The sequence below is a fragment of the Bradyrhizobium sp. UFLA06-24 genome (genome assembly GCF_054967145.1).
The window spans coordinates 22591-40934 of sequence record NZ_JADFUE010000019.1; the positions used below are offsets into that span (position 1 = coordinate 22591).

General features: G+C 65.6%; 15 protein-coding genes. 5 read left to right on the forward strand and 10 right to left on the reverse strand.

The features are described from left to right. Positions 1 to 224: 224 nt before the first annotated feature. Both IF809_RS17215 and IF809_RS17220 read right to left on the reverse strand, forming a co-directional pair. Positions 225 to 1304: a lactonase family protein gene (locus IF809_RS17215; RefSeq protein ID WP_244659391.1), complete on the reverse strand. Its 1080-nt coding sequence runs from the start codon at positions 1302 to 1304 to the stop codon at positions 225 to 227. A 205-nt stretch (positions 1305 to 1509) separates the two neighbouring features. Further along, on the reverse strand, positions 1510 to 1647 hold the full coding sequence (locus tag IF809_RS17220; RefSeq protein ID WP_164938387.1) for a hypothetical protein: 138 nt from the start codon (positions 1645 to 1647) through the stop codon (positions 1510 to 1512). 147 nt (positions 1648 to 1794) lie between these two features. Here IF809_RS17220 and IF809_RS17225 point away from each other — a divergent pair, with 147 nt between their 5' ends. Next, entirely contained in the window at positions 1795 to 1977 is a 183-nt protein-coding gene (locus IF809_RS17225) for a hypothetical protein (RefSeq protein ID WP_128963468.1), read from the forward strand. Positions 1978 to 2095: 118 nt separating this feature from the next. After that, on the forward strand, positions 2096 to 2218 hold the full coding sequence (locus IF809_RS17230; RefSeq protein WP_283815000.1) for a hypothetical protein: 123 nt from the start codon (positions 2096 to 2098) through the stop codon (positions 2216 to 2218). A 64-nt stretch (positions 2219 to 2282) separates the two neighbouring features. Here IF809_RS17230 and IF809_RS17235 read toward each other — a convergent pair whose 3' ends face one another. Together IF809_RS17235 and IF809_RS17240 are read right to left on the reverse strand one after the other, a co-directional pair. Continuing rightward, positions 2283 to 3980 carry a GMC family oxidoreductase gene (locus IF809_RS17235; RefSeq protein WP_462838063.1) on the reverse strand — a complete coding sequence of 566 codons (1698 nt, stop codon included), beginning with the start codon at positions 3978 to 3980 and terminating at the stop codon, positions 2283 to 2285. Positions 3981 to 4109: 129 nt separating this feature from the next. Next, a complete protein-coding gene (locus tag IF809_RS17240; protein ID WP_128963470.1) occupies positions 4110 to 4991 on the reverse strand; it encodes an SDR family oxidoreductase in 882 nt (293 codons plus the stop codon). 101 nt (positions 4992 to 5092) lie between these two features. Between IF809_RS17240 and IF809_RS17245 the strand changes: the two genes are divergently transcribed. Then, positions 5093 to 5983, forward strand: coding sequence for a LysR family transcriptional regulator (locus tag IF809_RS17245; RefSeq protein WP_128963471.1), 891 nt, complete (start codon positions 5093 to 5095; stop codon positions 5981 to 5983). A 19-nt stretch (positions 5984 to 6002) separates the two neighbouring features. Here the strand turns inward: IF809_RS17245 and IF809_RS17250 are convergent, their stop codons facing one another. The 4 genes from IF809_RS17250 to IF809_RS17265 form a co-directional block, all read right to left on the reverse strand. Further along, entirely contained in the window at positions 6003 to 6263 is a 261-nt protein-coding gene (locus IF809_RS17250; RefSeq protein ID WP_164938388.1) for a hypothetical protein, read from the reverse strand. A 69-nt stretch (positions 6264 to 6332) separates the two neighbouring features. After that, the gene (locus tag IF809_RS17255) at positions 6333 to 6692 is read right to left on the reverse strand and encodes a hypothetical protein (protein ID WP_128963473.1); all 360 of its coding nucleotides are present in this window, start codon (positions 6690 to 6692) and stop codon (positions 6333 to 6335) included. A 206-nt stretch (positions 6693 to 6898) separates the two neighbouring features. Further along, positions 6899 to 9562 carry a bifunctional diguanylate cyclase/phosphodiesterase gene (locus IF809_RS17260; RefSeq protein WP_462838064.1) on the reverse strand — a complete coding sequence of 888 codons (2664 nt, stop codon included), beginning with the start codon at positions 9560 to 9562 and terminating at the stop codon, positions 6899 to 6901. A 226-nt stretch (positions 9563 to 9788) separates the two neighbouring features. Then, a complete protein-coding gene (locus IF809_RS17265) occupies positions 9789 to 10493 on the reverse strand; it encodes a hypothetical protein (protein WP_462838065.1) in 705 nt (234 codons plus the stop codon). 160 nt (positions 10494 to 10653) lie between these two features. Here IF809_RS17265 and IF809_RS17270 point away from each other — a divergent pair, with 160 nt between their 5' ends. After that, positions 10654 to 11724, forward strand: a complete 1071-nt coding sequence (locus IF809_RS17270) for a LysM peptidoglycan-binding domain-containing protein (protein WP_462838066.1) — start codon at positions 10654 to 10656, stop codon at positions 11722 to 11724. 253 nt (positions 11725 to 11977) lie between these two features. Then, on the forward strand, positions 11978 to 13339 hold the full coding sequence (locus IF809_RS17275) for a Spy/CpxP family protein refolding chaperone (protein WP_462838067.1): 1362 nt from the start codon (positions 11978 to 11980) through the stop codon (positions 13337 to 13339). 48 nt (positions 13340 to 13387) lie between these two features. Here the strand turns inward: IF809_RS17275 and IF809_RS17280 are convergent, their stop codons facing one another. Continuing rightward, a complete protein-coding gene (locus IF809_RS17280; RefSeq protein WP_462838068.1) occupies positions 13388 to 15835 on the reverse strand; it encodes an adenylate/guanylate cyclase domain-containing protein in 2448 nt (815 codons plus the stop codon). 256 nt (positions 15836 to 16091) lie between these two features. Beyond that, entirely contained in the window at positions 16092 to 18131 is a 2040-nt protein-coding gene (locus IF809_RS17285; RefSeq protein WP_462838069.1) for an AsmA family protein, read from the reverse strand. Between the last annotated feature and the right edge of the window lie 213 nt (positions 18132 to 18344).

The window sequence follows — 18344 nt, forward strand, 5'->3', positions numbered from 1 at the left end:
CCATCAGCTTGCCGCTGGAGCGATCAATCAGGTGCAGGCGCATACAGGCCGGACAGGAGACAGGCACGTGCGTCCGATCGGCGGGCTCGTCGCCAAGCCGATGCTGCACGTTCAGGCCTGTCTGGGGGCACTTGAAGACAATATGACGGTCCATAGCGACGATATGACGCTAGGGAGGACCTCGCGAAATTCCGGATGTTTACTTAGGTCGGCCGCCCCGGCCCTCAGGGCAGGGTCAAGAATTCCACCCAGTTCGGCTTCTTTCCGGTGGCGTAGGCTTTCAGCTTGCTGAGCGCGCCGCTGGTCTGGTCGATGGCATAGACGGTCATGCCGTTGGACAGCTCGCCGACGGCGGCGAGATAGCGGCCGGTCGGGTCGATGTTGAAGCCGCGCGGCTGCTTCTCGGTCGGCACGCTGCCGATCGTGGTCAGCTTGCCGCTTGACGCATCGACCTTGTAGGCGGTGAGGGTATTGGTGGTGCGCTCGGAAGCGTAGAGGAAGCGACCGTCCGGGGTGATGTGGATGTCGGCCGCCCAAGGTTTGCCGTTGAAGCCCTCTGGCAGCGCGGTGGTGCGCTGGATTTCGCTCCAGGCCCCGCTCTTGGCCTCATAGCTGAACGCCGCGACGTCGCCGTTCAGCTCGTGGATGAGATAGACGAACTTGCCGTCCGGGTGGAACACGAAGTGCCGCGGCCCGGATTTCTCCGGCACCTTGATGACAGGCGGATCGCTCGGCGTCAGCGAGCCGGCCGCGGCCTCGAATGCAAAGCTCAGGACCTGGTCGGAGCCGAGATTGGTCGCGAACACGAAGCGATTGTCGGGCGAGGGCAGGAAGGCGTGCGCGTTGAGCCCGGTCGGAATCACCTGCTTCGGCTCGCCGACGACGCCGTTCGCTTCCAGTGGATTCGACGCGACCTTGTTGCCGCCATAGGAGGCGCTGAACAGCACTTTCCCGGTGCGGTCGGTTGCGATGTTGGCCATGCTGTCGGCGAGCGGCCCGTTGCCGATGTGGCTGAGGAGGCCTGTCTTGGGATCGATGGCAAAGCTCACCGCGAGGAACGGCTGCGAGCGGACGCCGGCGATCAGCACGCGATGGTCCGGTGTGATCGCGAGCGGCGTCGAGGCGCCCGGCTTTTCGACGCCGGTGAAGGGCGCCGTCTGCACCGCATTCATCTCGCCGTTCTCGGCCATCTTGAACACGCTGATGTCGTTGGAGTCGGCATTGCCGACATAGGCGAAGGTTTCAGCCATGCCGGCATGGACTCCGGAGAGAAGGGCAAGAGACGTGACGAGAGCGGTGGCAATCGCAGCGCGGGGTGCGGGGCGTGTCGGTCTGATCAAGGGCGTCCTCCTGCCGGCGTGGTGTTGTCGTTTTGCAGGGAAGGATAGCGGCCGGTGTTCCGTTGCACCAAGCTCCAGATGGGATTGATCGATACCGAAATTGGATCGGTCGGACCAAGGCGTTTTCGAGCGACGCGGAGGCCGGTTCGCGTCGGGACGAAACCGAAACCTAGTGCACCGAAGCCGTCAGGTCGCGCGAGGGCAGATGCGGACCGGCCGGATGGTCGGGCGGCCCGAGCACGCTCCACACCGCGACCGCGACGAAGGCCGAGGTCAGGATGGTCCAGGCAACGAGGTGCTTCCGCATCAGGCCAGATCCGTTCGTCGAGGGGGCGATGCGCGGGCTGCGCGACCCATCGTGCACCGCCAAAGACGGCGATCCTATGAACTCGTTCACAGCCACAACGCCGAACGCAAATTGCGAACCATTGCCGGGTGAGCGCATTGACACATCATGACCCGTGAAAACGACCTCGAAGGCAAGCCCGACATGGGCGGCAAGCATGGCGGCCAGTCCGGCCAGCCCAAGCCGCCGCCGCGTCCGCGCGAAGGCCCGCGGGACGAAGACGTCGTGGCAAAGCGCCACACCGGTCAAACCGATCGCAAGATCCCACCGACCAACACCAGAAAGCGCTAGACTTGCCTGCGCTTGTTCGAGCCGCAGGCCCCCATCATGGGCTCATTCTGGAACGGCAGCCTCCCGGCGCCGTTACTCCGGGCGCCGCAGGCGGAGGACGCCAAAACGGAGGCTGAAAGTGTTTTGGATCTATTGGGACACCGCCTGGTCGCTCATCATCAGCGGCATCATGTTCGCAACCATCGTTGCCCACCCGGACGCCGAGTTCGTCGAGATCCAGGCCGCCAGGCGGGTGAAGTAAGCCGGGAACTTGGGCGGCGCAGCGTTGCACGCTGCGCCGCACGCGGGACACGAGAATCAGTCGATCACTGCATCATCGCCGCCGCGATCTTCTCCGCCGACATCAACACCGGAAAATTGGTGTTGGCGCACGGCACCACCGGGAAGATCGAGGCATCGACGACGCGCAGGCCTTGAACGCCTTTGACGCGGCCCTGACTGTCCACCACCGACATGGGATCGTCGGCCCGGCCCATGCGGCATGAGCACGAGGCGTGCCACACGCCGATCGTCGCCTTGCGGACGAAGGCTTCCAGTGCCTCGTCGTCGTTGATCACGTCATCGAAGGTGAAGCCTTCGACCACGAAATTGTCGATCAGATAGTGACGCAGCGCCGCCGGTCCGTCCATCAGCGTCGCGGCGATCCCGGTCAGGATCTTGTTCGTGGTGTTGACCACGCCGATCTTGCGCACCCTGTCGGTATAGGCGGCCGGGAACGGCTTGTCCGTCACCTGCTTCACGATGTCGCTCATCTGGATCGCCGCCATCTTGCGGAAGCCGCTCATCAGGCGATCGAGGTCGCGCCGGTCGGACAACAGGTTGAATTCGACGATCGGCTCCGCTGTGGGATCGCGCGAAGCAAGCTTCACCTGCCCGGTCTCGGAATAGGTCTTGTTGACGAAGATCAGCAGCGAGCCGATCTGCGCGCCGACCGCGTGCCAGGCCGATTTGGAGAGCACGACGACGAACATGTCGCCCTTCGGCACGCCGGGAAGTCCGGACGAATAGCGCAGGCCGAGCTGCATGTGCCGCCTGGTGTGCTCGTTCATGCGCGCGCCGCGGCGGACGAAGGATGACAGCGAGATCGAAGGATGATCCATCAGGCGCTGGCCGACGCCCGGCAGTCCCATCAAAACGGGAATGCCGAGATCCCTGAGGTGGCCGACCGGTCCGATGCCGGCGCGCAAGAGATGCGCCGGCGAGTGGATCGCGCCGGAGGAGAGAATGATCTCGCGTCCCCGGAATTCCTGCTCGCGCCCGTCGATCACCGCCTTCACGCCGACGCATTGTGTGCCTTCGAAGATCAGCTCTCTCACCTCAGTGTTGGTGGAGATCGCAAGGTTGGCGCGCTTGCGGGTATCGCGATCGAGATAGCCCATCGCGGCCGAGACGCGCTGCTCGGCCTGGTTGGAATGCGTCACTGCAAAAAAGCCGTCGACGAACTCGCCGTTCTGGTCCGGCAGATATTGATGGCCGGCCTCCTGAAATGCATCGGCGAACGCCTGCGAGTGCCGGGTCCAGTGCTCTCTGGAAATTCTGCGCACCGGAATTCGTCCGTCCTTGCCGTGATACGGCCCGTCGAAATCGAGGTCGCGCTCCACCTTCTTGAAGAACGGCAGCACGTCGTTCCAACGCCAGCCTTCAGCGCCGCGCGCTTGCCATTCATCGTAATCGGTCGGTGCGCCGCGGTTGGCCATCTGACCGTTGATCGACGAGCCGCCGCCGAGCACGCGCGCCTGCTCGTATTTGCGTAACGGCGGGCGCGCTTCGTCAGGATTGTTGTGGCTGACGACCTGGGTCGTGACCTTGAGCTCGGTCCAGTGAAAGCGCGGGTCGAAATAGGCGGTGCCCGGATAGCTGTCCCTGATTTCGGCCGGTTCGTTGCCGGGTGGTGTGTCCTGTCCGGCTTCGCACAGCAGGACCTTGTTGGCGCTCCTGGCGGAGAGCCGGTGGGCCAGCACGGACCCAGCCGAGCCGCCGCCCACGATAATGTAGTCGTACACGATTGGCGTTTCCTCTTGTTCTTGTTCTCTTGTTCTTGTTTTGGGAAGCTAGCGTGGTTTGATCGCGAGGTCACGCCAAAGCCCCCGATGTCGCGTCGCGGTGACATCAGGGGCTCGTTGCTGCTGTCGTCACGCGGACTTTGTCGCGCTCGCCGCGATCTGGGCCGCGAAATCGCGATAGGAGTGCAGCGGACGGCCGAGCATCCCAGTGAGACGTTCGACGTTACCGGCTTCGGGAATCATGCCGTCGGTGACATAGCGCTCGGCCATCAGGCGCATCTCGTAGGCCGTCCACTTCGGCAGGAAGCGCGCCATGCTCTGCTCGAAGCCGCTGGGATCGTCGCCGCCATAGACGATCGGGCGGCCGAGCAGGTCAGACCAGATCTTCGCCACGCCAGGACCGGTCAGCGTGTCGGGACCGACCAGGTTGATGGTCTCCACCGGAAGCTTTTCCGAAGCACGGTCGCGGCGGATCAGTTCGATCGCGGCGACCTCGGCGATGTCGCGCGCGTCGACCATGGCGACACCCTTGCTGCCGATCGGCATCGGATAGACGCCATGATTGAGGATCACGTCCTTGATCATGAGCTCGTTGTCGATGAAGTAGCTCGGACGCAGTATGGTCGCGCTGAAACCCATCCGCGCGAGCATGCGCTCGGCGCCCGACTTCACCGCGAAGTGCGGCACGTTCACGGCCCCGTCGGCGTCGAACACCGACTGATAGACGACGCGTTCGACACCGGCCTCGCGGGCGATGTTGAGCGTGATGATCGCCTGGGTGAATTCATCGCCGGTCACGGCGTTGAGCAGGAACAGCGTCCTGACGCCTGAGAACGCGGCGCGCAGCGCTTCGATGTCGAGCAGGTCGCCCTTGGCGATCTCGACGCCCGCGGGGACATCGGCCTTGGCGGGATCGCGGGTCAGCACGCGCACCTTGGCGTCGCGTTTGACGAGCTGTTCGACAACGTGGCGGCCGACGCGGCCGGTGGCGCCGATTACGAGGATGGTCATGGGGGTCACTCCTTGTTGGGGTTAGACACCCCGCAAATTAGTGATCCACACGCGGACCGATAGCCGCTATATTTGGACAGTCTGTCTCATTGGTGGAACGAATGGATCTGCTGGCCCTCGCCGACTTCAATCTGGTGGCCCGTCACGGCGGCTTTGGGCGGGCCGCCCGGGCTGCCGGCCGCCCGAAAGCGACGCTGTCCCGCCGGGTCTCCGAACTGGAGAGCAGCCTCGATCTGCGCCTGTTCGAGCGCGGAACGCGCAACCTGAAGCTCACGGAGGAGGGTCGGGCGCTCTATGAGCGGACCGGGGCGTTGCTCGCCGAGCTCGACGAGACGGCGGCCGCGATCGCTTCCGGAGGCGACAGGCCGCGCGGGCGATTGCGGATCAGTGCGCCGCTGGTGTTCTCACAGACCGCGATGGGGAAACTGGCGGCCGCGTTCGCGAGGAAATATCCGGAAGTCCGGCTCGAGGTCACGACGGAAGATCGCTCCGTCGACATGATCGAGGAGGGTTATGACCTCGTGATCCGCGTCAATCCGGATCCGGACGAAAGCCTGGTCGGACGAATCTTCCTGCGCGACCGGCTGGTGGTGGTGGCGAGCCCGAGTCTGCGTCGTCCAACGGGCGATCTTGCCGCGCCGGCCGTGGTGCGCAGCGCGGGCGATTTGAGCTCTGCCTGGACTGTGGTGACGCCAGTCGGAAGCGCGGAGATCGCAGTCGAGCCCGTGCTTCGCCTGTCATCGCTCATCATGATCCGCGATGCCGTCCGGGCCGGGGTCGGTGCCGCGCGGCTTCCCGTCTCGCTCGTGAGCCGCGACCTCTCGGCCGGCAGGCTCGTGCACTGGGGCGATGTCGAGGGACCCGAGATCTGTCTCTGGACGCTCTACCCGTCGCGCCGGCTGCTGAGCGCGCGCGTATCGGCGTTTCTCGAATGTCTCAAGGACGCGTTCCCCTCCGGCGAGCCGGAGGAGCTTGCATCGTTCATCGATTGAGCAAGGCGTTGCCGGCTACTTATTGCAGAACCTTCGGCATCACGACGACGAGGTCGACCTGCTTGCCCAGCACACGCGACGCCACGGCGGCGATCAGGGGCGAGTAGCTGTCCTCGATGTCGGACGCGACGTCCTCGTTCCGTGCGAAGGCGTAGAGCATCGAGCCCTCGACCTCATCGAAGCGGATGCCTGCGAAGACCTGATCGAACGTCTCGGCGCCGACGATGCCGGCCATGAGCGCCTGAATGGCGTGGTCCTGAACGCGTGTGAGCTTCATCATGCCGATGAGATATGGCAGTGCCGTACGAATACAAGATGCGCCTGTGCGCGATCGGCTGCTCCGACGACTTCACGTCATGCTGCCCGGCATGAAGCAGCGGATGATGGCGCGGCCGTTGATATAATAGGGCCAGACGATCGTGCGGCCGACGCGATTCGGCTCGGTGATGACAGTGTCGTCAGGCACCTCGATCCATTCGCCCTGGATGCGGACGCGGTAGTGCCCGCCGCGCGTGTCCCAATCGACGTCGTCGAGCGCCGTGCCGTCGGCATCCGCGCAGCACGGACCGCCCCCTTTGCTGTGCAGGCTCTCGAACCAGCCCTTGAGGGGAGAGTTCGCGTAGCGGCCGTCGTCGCGCGCCTGTGCGGCAAAGCCGATCACGGCAGCCGCCGCTATCAGAGGGATCATCCGGAACGTCACGATCGCCATGTCGCCTCGCTCGATTTCGCACACGCGCATCCGTTCGCGGACGGCAAAGCCGCCTGCGATGCGCGTGATGCAATGTTGACGAATTCCCGCCGGCCGGAGTTCCCGGCCGCCTCAGCAGCGCGATAACTGCAAGGTGCGAGGTTTGATCCTATTCTTTCGGATCGGACGTGCTCATTGCCGTGATTGCAGGGGAGGCGATTTCGGCCTCAGGCCGCTGCCGCCTGCTTCGACAGCAATTGCTTCAGCTTCGCCGCCGGCACCGCCGGGCTGAACAGCCAGCCCTGCATCTGGCTGCAGCCGAGCTGGCGCAATACCTCGCGCTGCGCTTCGGTCTCGACGCCTTCGGCCGTCGTCGCCATGTGGCGGGCGGCGGCCATGTGGACCACGGCCTGCACGATAGGGGAGGAATCCTCGGGCTCGCCGATGTCGCTGATGAAGCTACGGTCGATCTTGATCTTGTCGAACGGGAAGCGGTGCAGATAGCTCAGCGAGGAATAGCCGGTGCCGAAATCGTCGAGCGCGATGCGCACGCCGAGCTCGCGCAGCTGCTGCAGGATGGTCAGTGCCTCCTCGTCGTCGCGGATCAGCACGGTCTCGGTGATCTCGAGCTCGAGCCGTTCCGGCGCGAGGCGCGACTCGGCGAGCGCCGCGGCGACCTTCAGCGCCAGCGTCCTCGAGCGGAACTGCACCGGCGAGACGTTGACCGCGATGTGGATGTCGCCGGGCCAGGACGCAGCCTCCGCGCAGGCCTGCCTCAAGACCCATTCGCCGATCTCGCCGATCAGGCCGGTGTCTTCCGCGACCGGAATGAAGTCCGCAGGCGAGACCATGCCGCGCTCCGGATGGCGCCACCTGAGCAGCGCCTCGCAGCCGCTCACGACATTGGCGGACAAATCGACCAGCGGCTGATAGTGGACCTCGAATTCGCCGCGCACCAGCGCCTGGCGCAAATCAAGCTCGAGCTGGCGGCGCTGCCGCGCCTTGTCGTCGTATTCGGGCACGAAGATGCGGAAGGTGCCGCGTCCTTCCGACTTGGCGGCGTACATCGCGAGGTCTGCGCGCTTGAGCAGGTCGTCGATGACGTCGCCGTGGTCGGGCGCGATCGCGATGCCGATGCTGGCATTGGTGGTGATCTCCTGGCCCTTGCAGTCGACCGGCATGCGCAGTGAGGCCAGGATCCGTTCGGCCAGCGCGCTCAGCTCGTCCTGGTCGCAGCTCGCAGCCTTGATGATCGCGAACTCGTCGCCGCCGAGCCGTGCCACCATATCGTTGCCGCTGACGCAGGCGCGCAGGCGGCTCGCCACCTGTCGCAGCAATTCGTCGCCGACCTCGTGTCCCAGCGAATCGTTGACGCCCTTGAATTCGTCGACGTCGATATAGAGGATCGCGAACGGATGGCCCTGGGCGAGCTCCGCGACGCGCCGTTCGAGATGGCCGCGCATCAGCACGCGGTTGGGCAGGTCGGTCAGCGCGTCGTAATGCGCCAGATGCGCGATGCGCTCGTCGGCGCGGATGCGTTCGGTGACGTCGTCATGGGTGGCGAGCCAGCCGCCGGCCGCGCCGGGCTGGTTCTTGATCTCGATCAGGCGGCCGTCCGAGGTCTCGACGATGTTGCTCTGGGTCCGACCGACGTTGTCCAGGATGGCGTCGCAATAGGAATCGACGTCGCCGTCGAACGATCCGGTATCGGCGCGATGCTGGATCACGTCGCGGAAATAGGCGCCGGGCTTCACGACATGGGTCGAGAGACCATACATCTCGATGTAACGGCGGTTGCAGACGATCAGCCGCTGGTCCTGGTCGAACATCAGCAGGCCTTGCGTCATCGTGTTCATCGCGGTGTCGAGCTGCTCCTTCTCCAGGGCGAGCCGGCGCGTCATCTGGCGGAAGATCAGGACCAGCGTGAGCACGAGCAGGCCCATCGACACGACGGCCACGGCGACGAAGAACTTGGTTTGCGTGCGCCAGGTGGCGAGCGTCGCATCCAGCGATTTGGTGGCGACCACGACCAGCGGCTCGCCCGCCAGGAGGCGCGAAGCGACGATGCGGTCCTTGCCGTCGATCGGGCTTGCGAGCTGCGTGGTGACGGAGGTGCGCTCGAACACCGCCATCTGCTCCGGCGTGCCGCCCCGGAAATTCTTCCCGATCATCGCATCGGCATGCGGGATGCGTGCCAACAACTGCCCGTTCTGGTGATGCATGGCAATCGACGAATCCTCGCCGAGGCCGGCCGAGGCGAAGAAGGCTTCGAGCTGGTCGGGCGTGATGGCGCGCGACACCAGCCCGAAGAACTCGCCGTGCGGACCGGATACGCGCCTTGCGAACACGATCGCCGGCCCGGACCCGAACCGGCCCGGCACCACCTCGACCTCCTCCTGCGCCGCCGGATCGCCCTTGAGACGAGCGAAATAGCTGCGATCGGAAACCGAGACGTCGGGGACGGGCCAGCTCCGCGACGAGTTGATCAGCCTGCCGTCGGAGTCGAATACGTTGGCGCCGGCGACGTCCGACCAGCCGCTGGCCTTGGCGCGCAGCACCTCATGCATGGCGAGCGTTGCCATCTCGCTGCGGAACACATCGGCGGACTCGATGCCGTGGCTTTCGAGTTCCGCGATGATGCTTTTCTGCAGCACCGCAAAATCCTCGAACTCGCGGTCGAAATGACGGGCGAGCAGGCGAACCGAGTTTTCCAGGCTGTCGCGGCCGCTCTCGATCGCGTTCTGGCGGAAGCGATCGACGGTGAGGCCGGTGCCGATGGCCATGGCCGCCATCAGTACGAAGCCGCCGGCGATCAGCCACGTCAGCGGCGCGCCCCGCCAGCGGCGAAGCAGCGCGCGCAATCGTGCGGTCCATCGAATCGATGTGCCCATCCAGCCCTCCCGTGGGATGCAGGATGCCGCAAAACCGACAAGAGCCCGTTACCATTAAAGGTTAGGGAACTATGAATCGGAACAATATCAGGGGCTTGGCGCGGCGCCGGTGGACAAGGTCCTGTACGGTGGGCAAAGCGTAGCGTGCCCACGCACTTTTTGCGGTCGAGGCAGATGGTGGGCACGGCGCAAGAGCGCCTTTGTCCACCCTACAAAGCGTCTCCTCTCACTCCCGCTTCACTTCCCATGTCAGCGCCTGCGCATTATCCTTGGCGAAGATCTCGGGCACGTCGAATTTCCCGGTCTGGAGATCATAGCGGCATCGCCAGCCGCCCAGTCCTTTCATCACGGTGTTTTTCGGGTGCTTGTCGTACTCGCCGCCGAGGCCGATCACGAGGTAGCGGTTGTTGGGCCAGTTCATGCCGAGCTCTTGATAGGCGTTTTCCGTGCCTTCCAGCAGATTGGCCGAGATGTGAAAGTCGAGCCTGGCGAAGTGCTTCGTTTCCGGGCGGCCATAGAAATAGGCCCAGGCGAGCTCACTGAGCGACTTCTTCTTGGTGGCACCAACGAAGACGCCGTTCTCGAGATGATAGAGGAACAAATCCTGCTCGCCCGAGCCGGTCTTCTGCATCCGCACCAGCCATTGCGAGTCCGCGGTGAAGCGGAAGCCGGCGCCATAGCCCTGCTCGGGCTTCAGCTCCGTCATCTGGTCGCCGCGTCGCGCCCAGACCTGCCACTTGACGCCGAACAGATCTTCGCTGTCCTTCATGTACTGCTCGAGCCTGGTGGCGCCGTCCGGCGAGGTGAAGGCGAGATCTGGATTGTCCGTCAGGACGAATCCCGGCGGCGGCCCGGAGGCGGACAGCGCGGGAGAGGCGGCGAGCGTCAGGGCAAGCGCCAGAAATGGCGCGGCGCGGCAAAATGCGGGCATGATGAAATTCCAAAAAGAATGGCCGCTACGGCCTCGTTGATTTGACGCCGACAGGGCCCACTCGGTTCATCCCTATGACCGGCTTGCTGCCGGTGCCAAAACGGCGCAATTTGCGCCTGATGATTTGCGACCTGAGTTTTTGATCGAGGTTTGAAGGCTGATGATCACCGCATCCAAGGCCGTCATTGCATTCTGTCTGCTCGCGGTGGCCGGCACCGTGCTGGTGATCGGTCCAACCGAGCTGCGCCGCATGCTGCCGGGCGGGGCAAGCACCGAGGTCGCCGCCGTCACCAAGCCCGAGAGCAAGCCGGAGGCAAAGGCCGAGGCCAAGGATGAAGCCAAGCTTGAGGCCAAGCCTGAGGTGAAGGTCGAGCCCAAGACAGAGTTGAAGGTTGAAGAGCCGAAGCTCGCTGCGGCCGCACCGCCTGCGCCGTCCGTTGCCCCTGTGACTGCCGACGCGCCGAAGCCGGATGCGCTCGCGGAGACGCGGAAGCAGGTCACGGCGCTGGCCGATGTCGCTCCAGTGAAGCCGCAGCCTTCCGTGGCGGACACCGGCCCTCGTTTCGACGTCGCGCGCGTTGACGATCATGGCGAGGCGGCGGTGATCGCAGGCCAGGCCGCGCCGGGCGCGAAGGTCGAGCTGCTGCGCGACGGGCAACCGCTCGACAGCGTCGTGGCCGATGCGTCCGGGCAGTTCGTCATGACTCCGCCAAAGCTTCCCGCCGGCAGCTACGAGCTGGCGCTGCGCGCTCACGCACCCGACGGCACCGTCACGCAGTCCGGCCGCACCATGCCGGTGACGATCGCTGAAGTCGCGCCGCCCGCGCGCGTCACACCGGTCGCAAAGCAAGACGCAAAGCCTGATGCGAAGCCCGACGACAAATCCGACCTCGCTGCCCTGCCGTCGCCGCGCCTTGCGGCGGTCCCGGAGCGATCGGCGGTTCGGCCCCGCCTGATGGGCGCGCCCAAACCCAAGTCGATGGCGCGGGTGCCGGCGGCAGGGCCGACGGTCGCATCGGCCTCGCCCGCGGACGCGCTCACCACCGGAACGGTCGAGGCCAGCGGCAGCCGGGTGATTTCGCGCGGCGACAGTCTCTGGGCATTGAGCCGCCTCGCCTATGGCGACGGCGCCCGCTACGCCGTGATCTTCAACGCCAACCGCGAAAAGATCCACAACCCCAACCTGATCTATCCAGGTCAGACGGTGGTGGTGCCGCAAAAGGCGCAGTAAGGCGTGGCCGAGACGGCGGTCCTTCGTCTCCCTCGCCCCGTTCTTACGGGGAGAGGGCGGGGTGAGGGGCTATCTCCGCGATCATTCTCCGTCGATAGACCCGTACCCCCTCACCCGGAACGCATCTGACGATGCGTTCCGACCTCTCCCCGCAAGCGGGGCGAGGTAAAGCGCGCCGCGATGATGCCTCACAGCTCTGCGACGCTTTGGTCGTCTCGCCGTGGAACAATTGGTTCCCTCGCGAGTCTTGCTCATGCGTCGTGATGCGCGCTTGGCGCTGGAGGAGGGCCAAGAGGTGGTCAGCTCGGTGGTCAACTCGGTGAGCCTATCGGGATCGCGCTTGAGGCTGGCGCTGGCCGGCGCGGTGCTGGTGCTTCTGACAGTGATGCTGCCTGATACGGCGCAGGCGCAGTTCGGATTCCGCGGCGGACCGCTCGGCGTGGCGCGCTTTGCCGTCGGTCATATGCTCGGCCTGTCGCGCCTTCGCCACGCCCGCATGGCGGTGCGCGGCGGCCGCTATCGCTCCGCGGCGCTGCGGTCGCAAGATCCGCGCGGCAGCGAGCGCGGCCAGCCAGCGAACCCCTATGTCATGCGCGCGGCGCTCACGGCGCAGGCCGCGCTCTCGGGCTGGCACGGGGGGCGTCGTCCGCAGGGCTGGTGGCGGCATCCGGACGGCAGCTATGGCTGGATCGGTCCCATGTTCTGGCCGTTCGCGCATGACGATCTCACCAATGCGGTGATTGATGGCGATACCACCAGCCTCTCGCTGTACGGCTATGGCGATATCTACGCCGCGATCTTCGCGCCCTACGCGGCCCCGGAGCTCGCCGCCTACACCGCGCCGCATGGCCGTCGTGCGCGACGTGTGCCGTCGGCCGAGGCGGTTTGCGACAGCAGCGACACCGGCGGCCTGCCCGTCGAGCGCATCGCCGCCGCCGTGCAGCCGAACGAGATGCAGCGCACCGCGCTGGATGAGCTCGCATCGGCCTGGACGAGCGCGCGCGATACCATTCGCGCCTCCTGCCCGGCGCAGGCGCCCACCAATGCCGCCGAGCGCCTCGGTGTGATGCAGGCCCGCCTCGATGCGATGATCAAGGCCATCGATGCGCTGGCGCAGCCGCTCGCCAAATTCGTCGAGCTGCTCGACGACGGCCAGAAAGCTAAGTTCGACTCGCTGGCGAGGGAGCGCCAGGCCGCGCTTGCTTCGGCTCAGCACAAGGACGCGCAGCCGGCTCAAGCGGCGCAGGCGGGCAAAGCCTGCGATCCCAATTACGATCCCCGCTACGATGTGCAGGCCCAGCGCCAGTACGAGCAGCTCGTGCAGCAGCAATGGCCCGCCGACGACATCGCCTCGACCCTGAAGCTCGACGACACCGGCCGCGCCCGCCTCGACGTGCTCCAGGACACCACGCTCCGCACTCTGCAGACGCTGAGCTCTTGCCCGATGAAGGCGGCAGCCACCCCGCAGGCCCGCCTCGCCGCCGTGAAGACGCGCCTCCAGACGATGCAGCAGGCGGTCGCCGGCGTCGCTGACGCGCTCGACGATTTCGAATTCGATCTGAGCGGCGAGCAGAAGGCCGCGTTCGAGGCGATCGGGCCGAAGCGGGGGGCGTGATTAGCGAAGACGGGCTTGATTAGAGGAGCAGGTGGCCTGCTCTTCCGTTCACATCCTCCGCCTTGCCGCCGTCGCATCCAGCACGTTGTCCACCGCCTCGCGCCAGCCGAGGATCTCCATCGCCAGCACCGGGTGATTGAAGCCTTTGAGCTGGAGATCGTCGAGGGCGCGGGCTTCGACCCATGGCTCGACCATGCCGTAGACGCGGCGGCTGACCACGATCTGGTTGGGCTTGGCCTCGCTGCACAGGCGAGACGCAAGGTTGGTGACGCTGCCGATCGCGGCATATTCCAGCCGCTGCTCGAAGCCGACCTGGCCGAGCGTGGCATAGCCGAGCGCGATGCCGATGCCGAAGCCGAGGCTGTGACCGCGGTTGCGCCAGCGTTCGGTCAGCGGGCCGATCGTGTCGCGCATCTCCACCGCCATCTTCACGGCGCGCGCGGTATGGTCCTCGAACTGGATCGGCGCGTTGAACAGGATCATCACGCCGTCGCCGGCGTATTTGTCCAGCGTGCCCTCGTATTTGAAGATCAGCTTGCCGAGGGCCGCGTGATACTCGCGCAGCACGTTCATCGCCTCTTCCGGCTCGGTCGCTTCCGTGAACGCGGTGAAGCCGCGCAGGTCGCAGAACACCACCGTCACCTCGCGGCGCTGGCTGGTGAGCAATCCTTCCGGACTGTCCGATGAGGCGATCAGCTGCGCCACCTGCGGCGCGAGGAAGCGCTCGAGCTTGCGAATGCGCTCGATCTCGCCGAGCTGGGTCTTGACGCGCTCTTCCAGCGACTTGTTCCAGTCCTTGAGCTGCTCGGTCTGCTGCTTGAGCTTGTCGGCCTGGGCGCGCACGGTCTCGTTCGCCGTCTCCAGCGCGTGGCTCTTGTGATCGACCTCGGTGAACAGGCGCGCATTGCGCATCGCCAGCACGGCCTGGTTGGCGAAGGTGCGCATCAAGCCGGTGAGGCTTCCTTCGAATGCGCCGATCGCCCGGCGCAGCACCACCAGCGCGCCGAGCGTGCCCTGCTGGTCGAGCAGCGGCACCACCAGCACCGAATGGAAGCCAGCGGCGACCGCGACGTCGCGCAAGGGCTGCTCGGCGGCGTGGTCGAGATCGGCAATCGCGATCGGCTCGCCGCTCGCGGCGGCATGGCTCAGGATGTTCGCGCCTTCGTCGATGGTGACATGGACGCCCTCAGCCGACTTGTCGATGCCCTTGGCCTCGATCAAATTGAAGCGATGTCGTTCGGCCTCATAGCCGTAGATCAGCACCGCATCGGCATGGCTGATCTCCAGCGCGCGGGCGGCGATCGTCGGCAGCACGGCGTTGAGGTCGAGCGAGGAGGCGAGGGCGCGGCCGACCTCTTCCAGCACCTTCAGCTCGTTGATCGACTGCGCGAGATCGCGGGTGCGCTCCTCGACCTTCGTCTCGAGGTTGGTGTACGTCTCCTGCAGCTGGCCGGCCATGCGGTTGAACTGGCCGGCGAGCTCCTCCAGCTCGTCCGAAGTGTGCACGTCGATGCGGTGGCTGAAGTCGCCTTCGCCGAGCCTGTGCGCGCCATCGCGCAGCGCCGTGATCGGAATGATCATGCGGCGCGCCAGCAGCGTGCCGGCGAGGATCGCGACCAACAGGCCCATGCCGATCAGAAGCGCGATGCGCACGAGCTGGTCGCGGATCGGCGTCAGGGCCTGCGTGGTCGGCTGCTCGAACAACACGCTCCAGCCGAGCTTCGGCACCGTGCTCGCGGCCGACAGCACCGAATGGCCGTTGAAATCGGTGCCTGACGTGTCGGGCTCGCGGCCCGGCGCGATGGCAGCCGCAACCTGCGGCAGCTTCGACAGGTCCTTGCCGATCTCGGGTCCTTTCGACGAGGTCGCGAGCACGCGGCCGCGCGCGTCGACCACATAGGCAAAGGCGGCCTTGCCGACCTGGGCGTCGGACAGAAAGTCCGAGAGGAAGCCGAGATCGACCTCGGCCACCGTGACGCCGGCGTTGAAGCCGGAATGCGCCACCGAGATCGACATCACCGGCTTCTGGTCGACGAAGTAGGCCGGGGCATAGCTGACGCCGCGGGCGACCGCTTCGGTGAAGCGTATGTCGCGCGCGAGGTCGGCATTGCCGCCGGTCGTGGTCGACTGGCGCGAGACGCGCAGCACCTCGCGACCCTCGCCATTGAGCTGGAACAGCTGCGAGACTACGGCGACCTGTTGCAGCAGCTGGGCGTAGTCGGCGCGGCGCTTCTCGATCGTGTCACGGCTGGCCGTGGTCACCCAGCTGATCTGGCGCTCCAGCTCGGAGACGGATTGCTCGATGCGCCGGGCGGCGCCTTGCGCCTTGTCCTCGAGCCCGTCAGTCAGCTGTGTCTTGGTGGCGCGATAGGAGATCCAGGTCTCCATCGCGCCGTTGACGGCAAGCACGAACACGACGAGGCCGACGAGGGAGACGACGTATTTGGCGAACAGGCCCTCGCGCAGAAACCAGGTCTTGTCTTTCGCACCCGTCATCCGGTTCCTCTCGCGCCGCGGCCGACGCCGGCGCTATGGGCGGTACAGGCCCATTGCCCTTCTAGCACAATTTGGGCTTTTGGACGGGCAAGAGGCCGGACCAGGCGCAGGTGTGGGACCCGCCGGTGAATGCAGGGCTGACCGGCAGGGCGGCGGATTGCCGCAGCTGACAGGCTCCCTCCTCCGTTCGGAGGAAGAGCTGTGTGATGAGGCGGTGTAAGGGCTTCGCGTGGAGTTCGATGCCTTGATCCCCCAATCACCTGTTAAAGAGCTGTCGCATCAGGTCGTTCATCGGCTGACTGTCCTGCTGCGCCTCGGCCGGGTCCTGGGTTGGGGGCGCGGGCGAAGCCTGCGGCGCCGGGCTGGTCGGCGCGCCGGGCAGGCTGCGGCTGCGGCCGGTGCTGTTTCCGGCGCCGCCTGCGAGCCCCTGCTGGATCAGATTGCCGATCGCCTCGCCCAGCTGGCCGCCGAGCAGATTGTTCTGTCCCTGTCCTTGCCCCTGCTGCGGGGCTTGCGGATTGGCGTTGCCGCTCGGTGCGGCGCCACCGAGGCCAAAACTGTTCAATATGTTGCCGAGCCCGGCACCATCGGGTCCGAACAGGCCCTTGCCCATCTCGCGCAGCTTCGCATAGGCCGCGTCCGGATTGTCGAGCACACCGGCCATATCAGGGTAGATCCGTGGCTGCGACCACGCGCCTGTGATCATCACGGGGATGCCGAAGCCGACCGGCTCGGACGCGCGGCCCTGGCCTTGCGTCGTCATCACCAGCTTCGGCTCGACGCGAAAACCCATCATCTTGGTGTCGAGCGCGATCGTGCCGGCGCCGGTGACACGCACCAGCGGTCCGATCAGGTTGAGATCGGTCGTCACCGCCTGGCCCTTGTCGATGCGGAACGACGCCGAGAGTTGCGAGAGGTCGGTGCTCTGCTCCTGGCTGTTGTCCTGGTTTCCCTGCCAGCCCGACAGCGTGCCCGATGTCAGCGAGCGGATCATCTGCGCGACGTTGATGCCGCGGATGGCGCCGTCCTGGAAATTGACGAAGGCGGTGCCCTGCACGTTCGCCATCAGCGCGCGCTGACTGGCGCCGGCGCTGCGCAGCGCGAGCTTGGCCTGCAGCCTGCCGTCGATCCGGTCGAATTCGGCAAGGCCCTGCAGCAGTGGCAGCGCGCGCACGCCGACGAGGTCGGAATGCATCGCAAAGCTCGGCGCGCCGCTGGTCGCGTCGAGAATCACCTCGCCCGAGACTTGGCCGCCATAGGCGCCGAGATTCGCGGTGCCCGCCTTCAAGACGCCGCCGGCGAGCTTCGCATCGAGCGCCAGTGGTGCAAGACGGGCATCGCCGATGACGGCTTCGTTCGCCGAGATCCTGATCTGCGCGTCGACATAGTTGAGCCCGGACACGTCGATCGGCGTATCGCTCCAGGGCTGGCCGGTCGCGCCCTCGGGCGATTTCGCCAGCGGGATCGCAAGCCGCTGGAAATCGAGATCGACCTTCACCAGAGGTTTGCTGGCGATGTCGACCGAGGCCCAGCCGTTGAAGCCGCCATCGCCGAGCGTGCCATTGACGCCATTGATCATCACGACCGCGCCGTTCAGTCGCATGTCGGCATGGCCGGCCAGCTGAGACTTCAGCACGTCGGGCATGTCGATGACGAAATCCACGGGGATGCTCTGTCGCTCGATCGGGGGCGCCGGCGGTGTCGCCTTGATGTCGAACTTGGTCGGGTGCTCGCCGACGCGTGCGGTGCCGGCGAGATTGACCTTGCGGTCGAGGCTTATGACGGCGTCGGCGTTGATGGCGCTGATGCGGCTGTCGACACGATCGCGGGCACGCGAGAATGCGACTTCGCCGTTGATGATCTTGACTTGGCCGATGCTCGCGCCATCCGCATCGAGTGCGATCGGTTTCGGCGATGCATCGGCGTTCGGCAGACGCTCACGCAGCAGCGGCTGGTACAACACCGGATGGGTGACGACGATCTCTTTGATGTCAGGATGGCCCGACCATACGCTCGAAAGCGACATGTCGGCTTGCACGCTGTCGATCGTCACCCGCGTAATGCCGCTGCGGTCCTTTGGGTCGGACAGCGTGAGGTCCTTGAGCGTGATGTTCAGCGTCGGCCACAGGCTGATCCTGGTGGTGCCGTCGATCGAGAGGCGATAGCCGCTCGCCTGCTCGACGCGCGAGGCAATCGTCGCGGTCAGGAAGCCCGAGGGGATCCCGATCACCAGCAGGAGGACGATCACGACGATGACGGCGGCCAAAGCTGCGCCGACGAATTTCACGGCTCTCATGTCGACTTTCCAAAAACGGACGAGCGGCGCCGCATCCGGCAGATGCCCCGTCCTTTAAGCCCGAGTTTATCCCGGGATGGGAAGCCGCTCCAAGTCGCTAAAAATAGTCGGGAGGTGCTGCAAAGTTATGTGACTTATGACACACTTTCCCGACGCGGTTTTACGCGATTCTGACGTTGATGCTTCCAAGCGATTTGCAAGTGGTTTGCCACA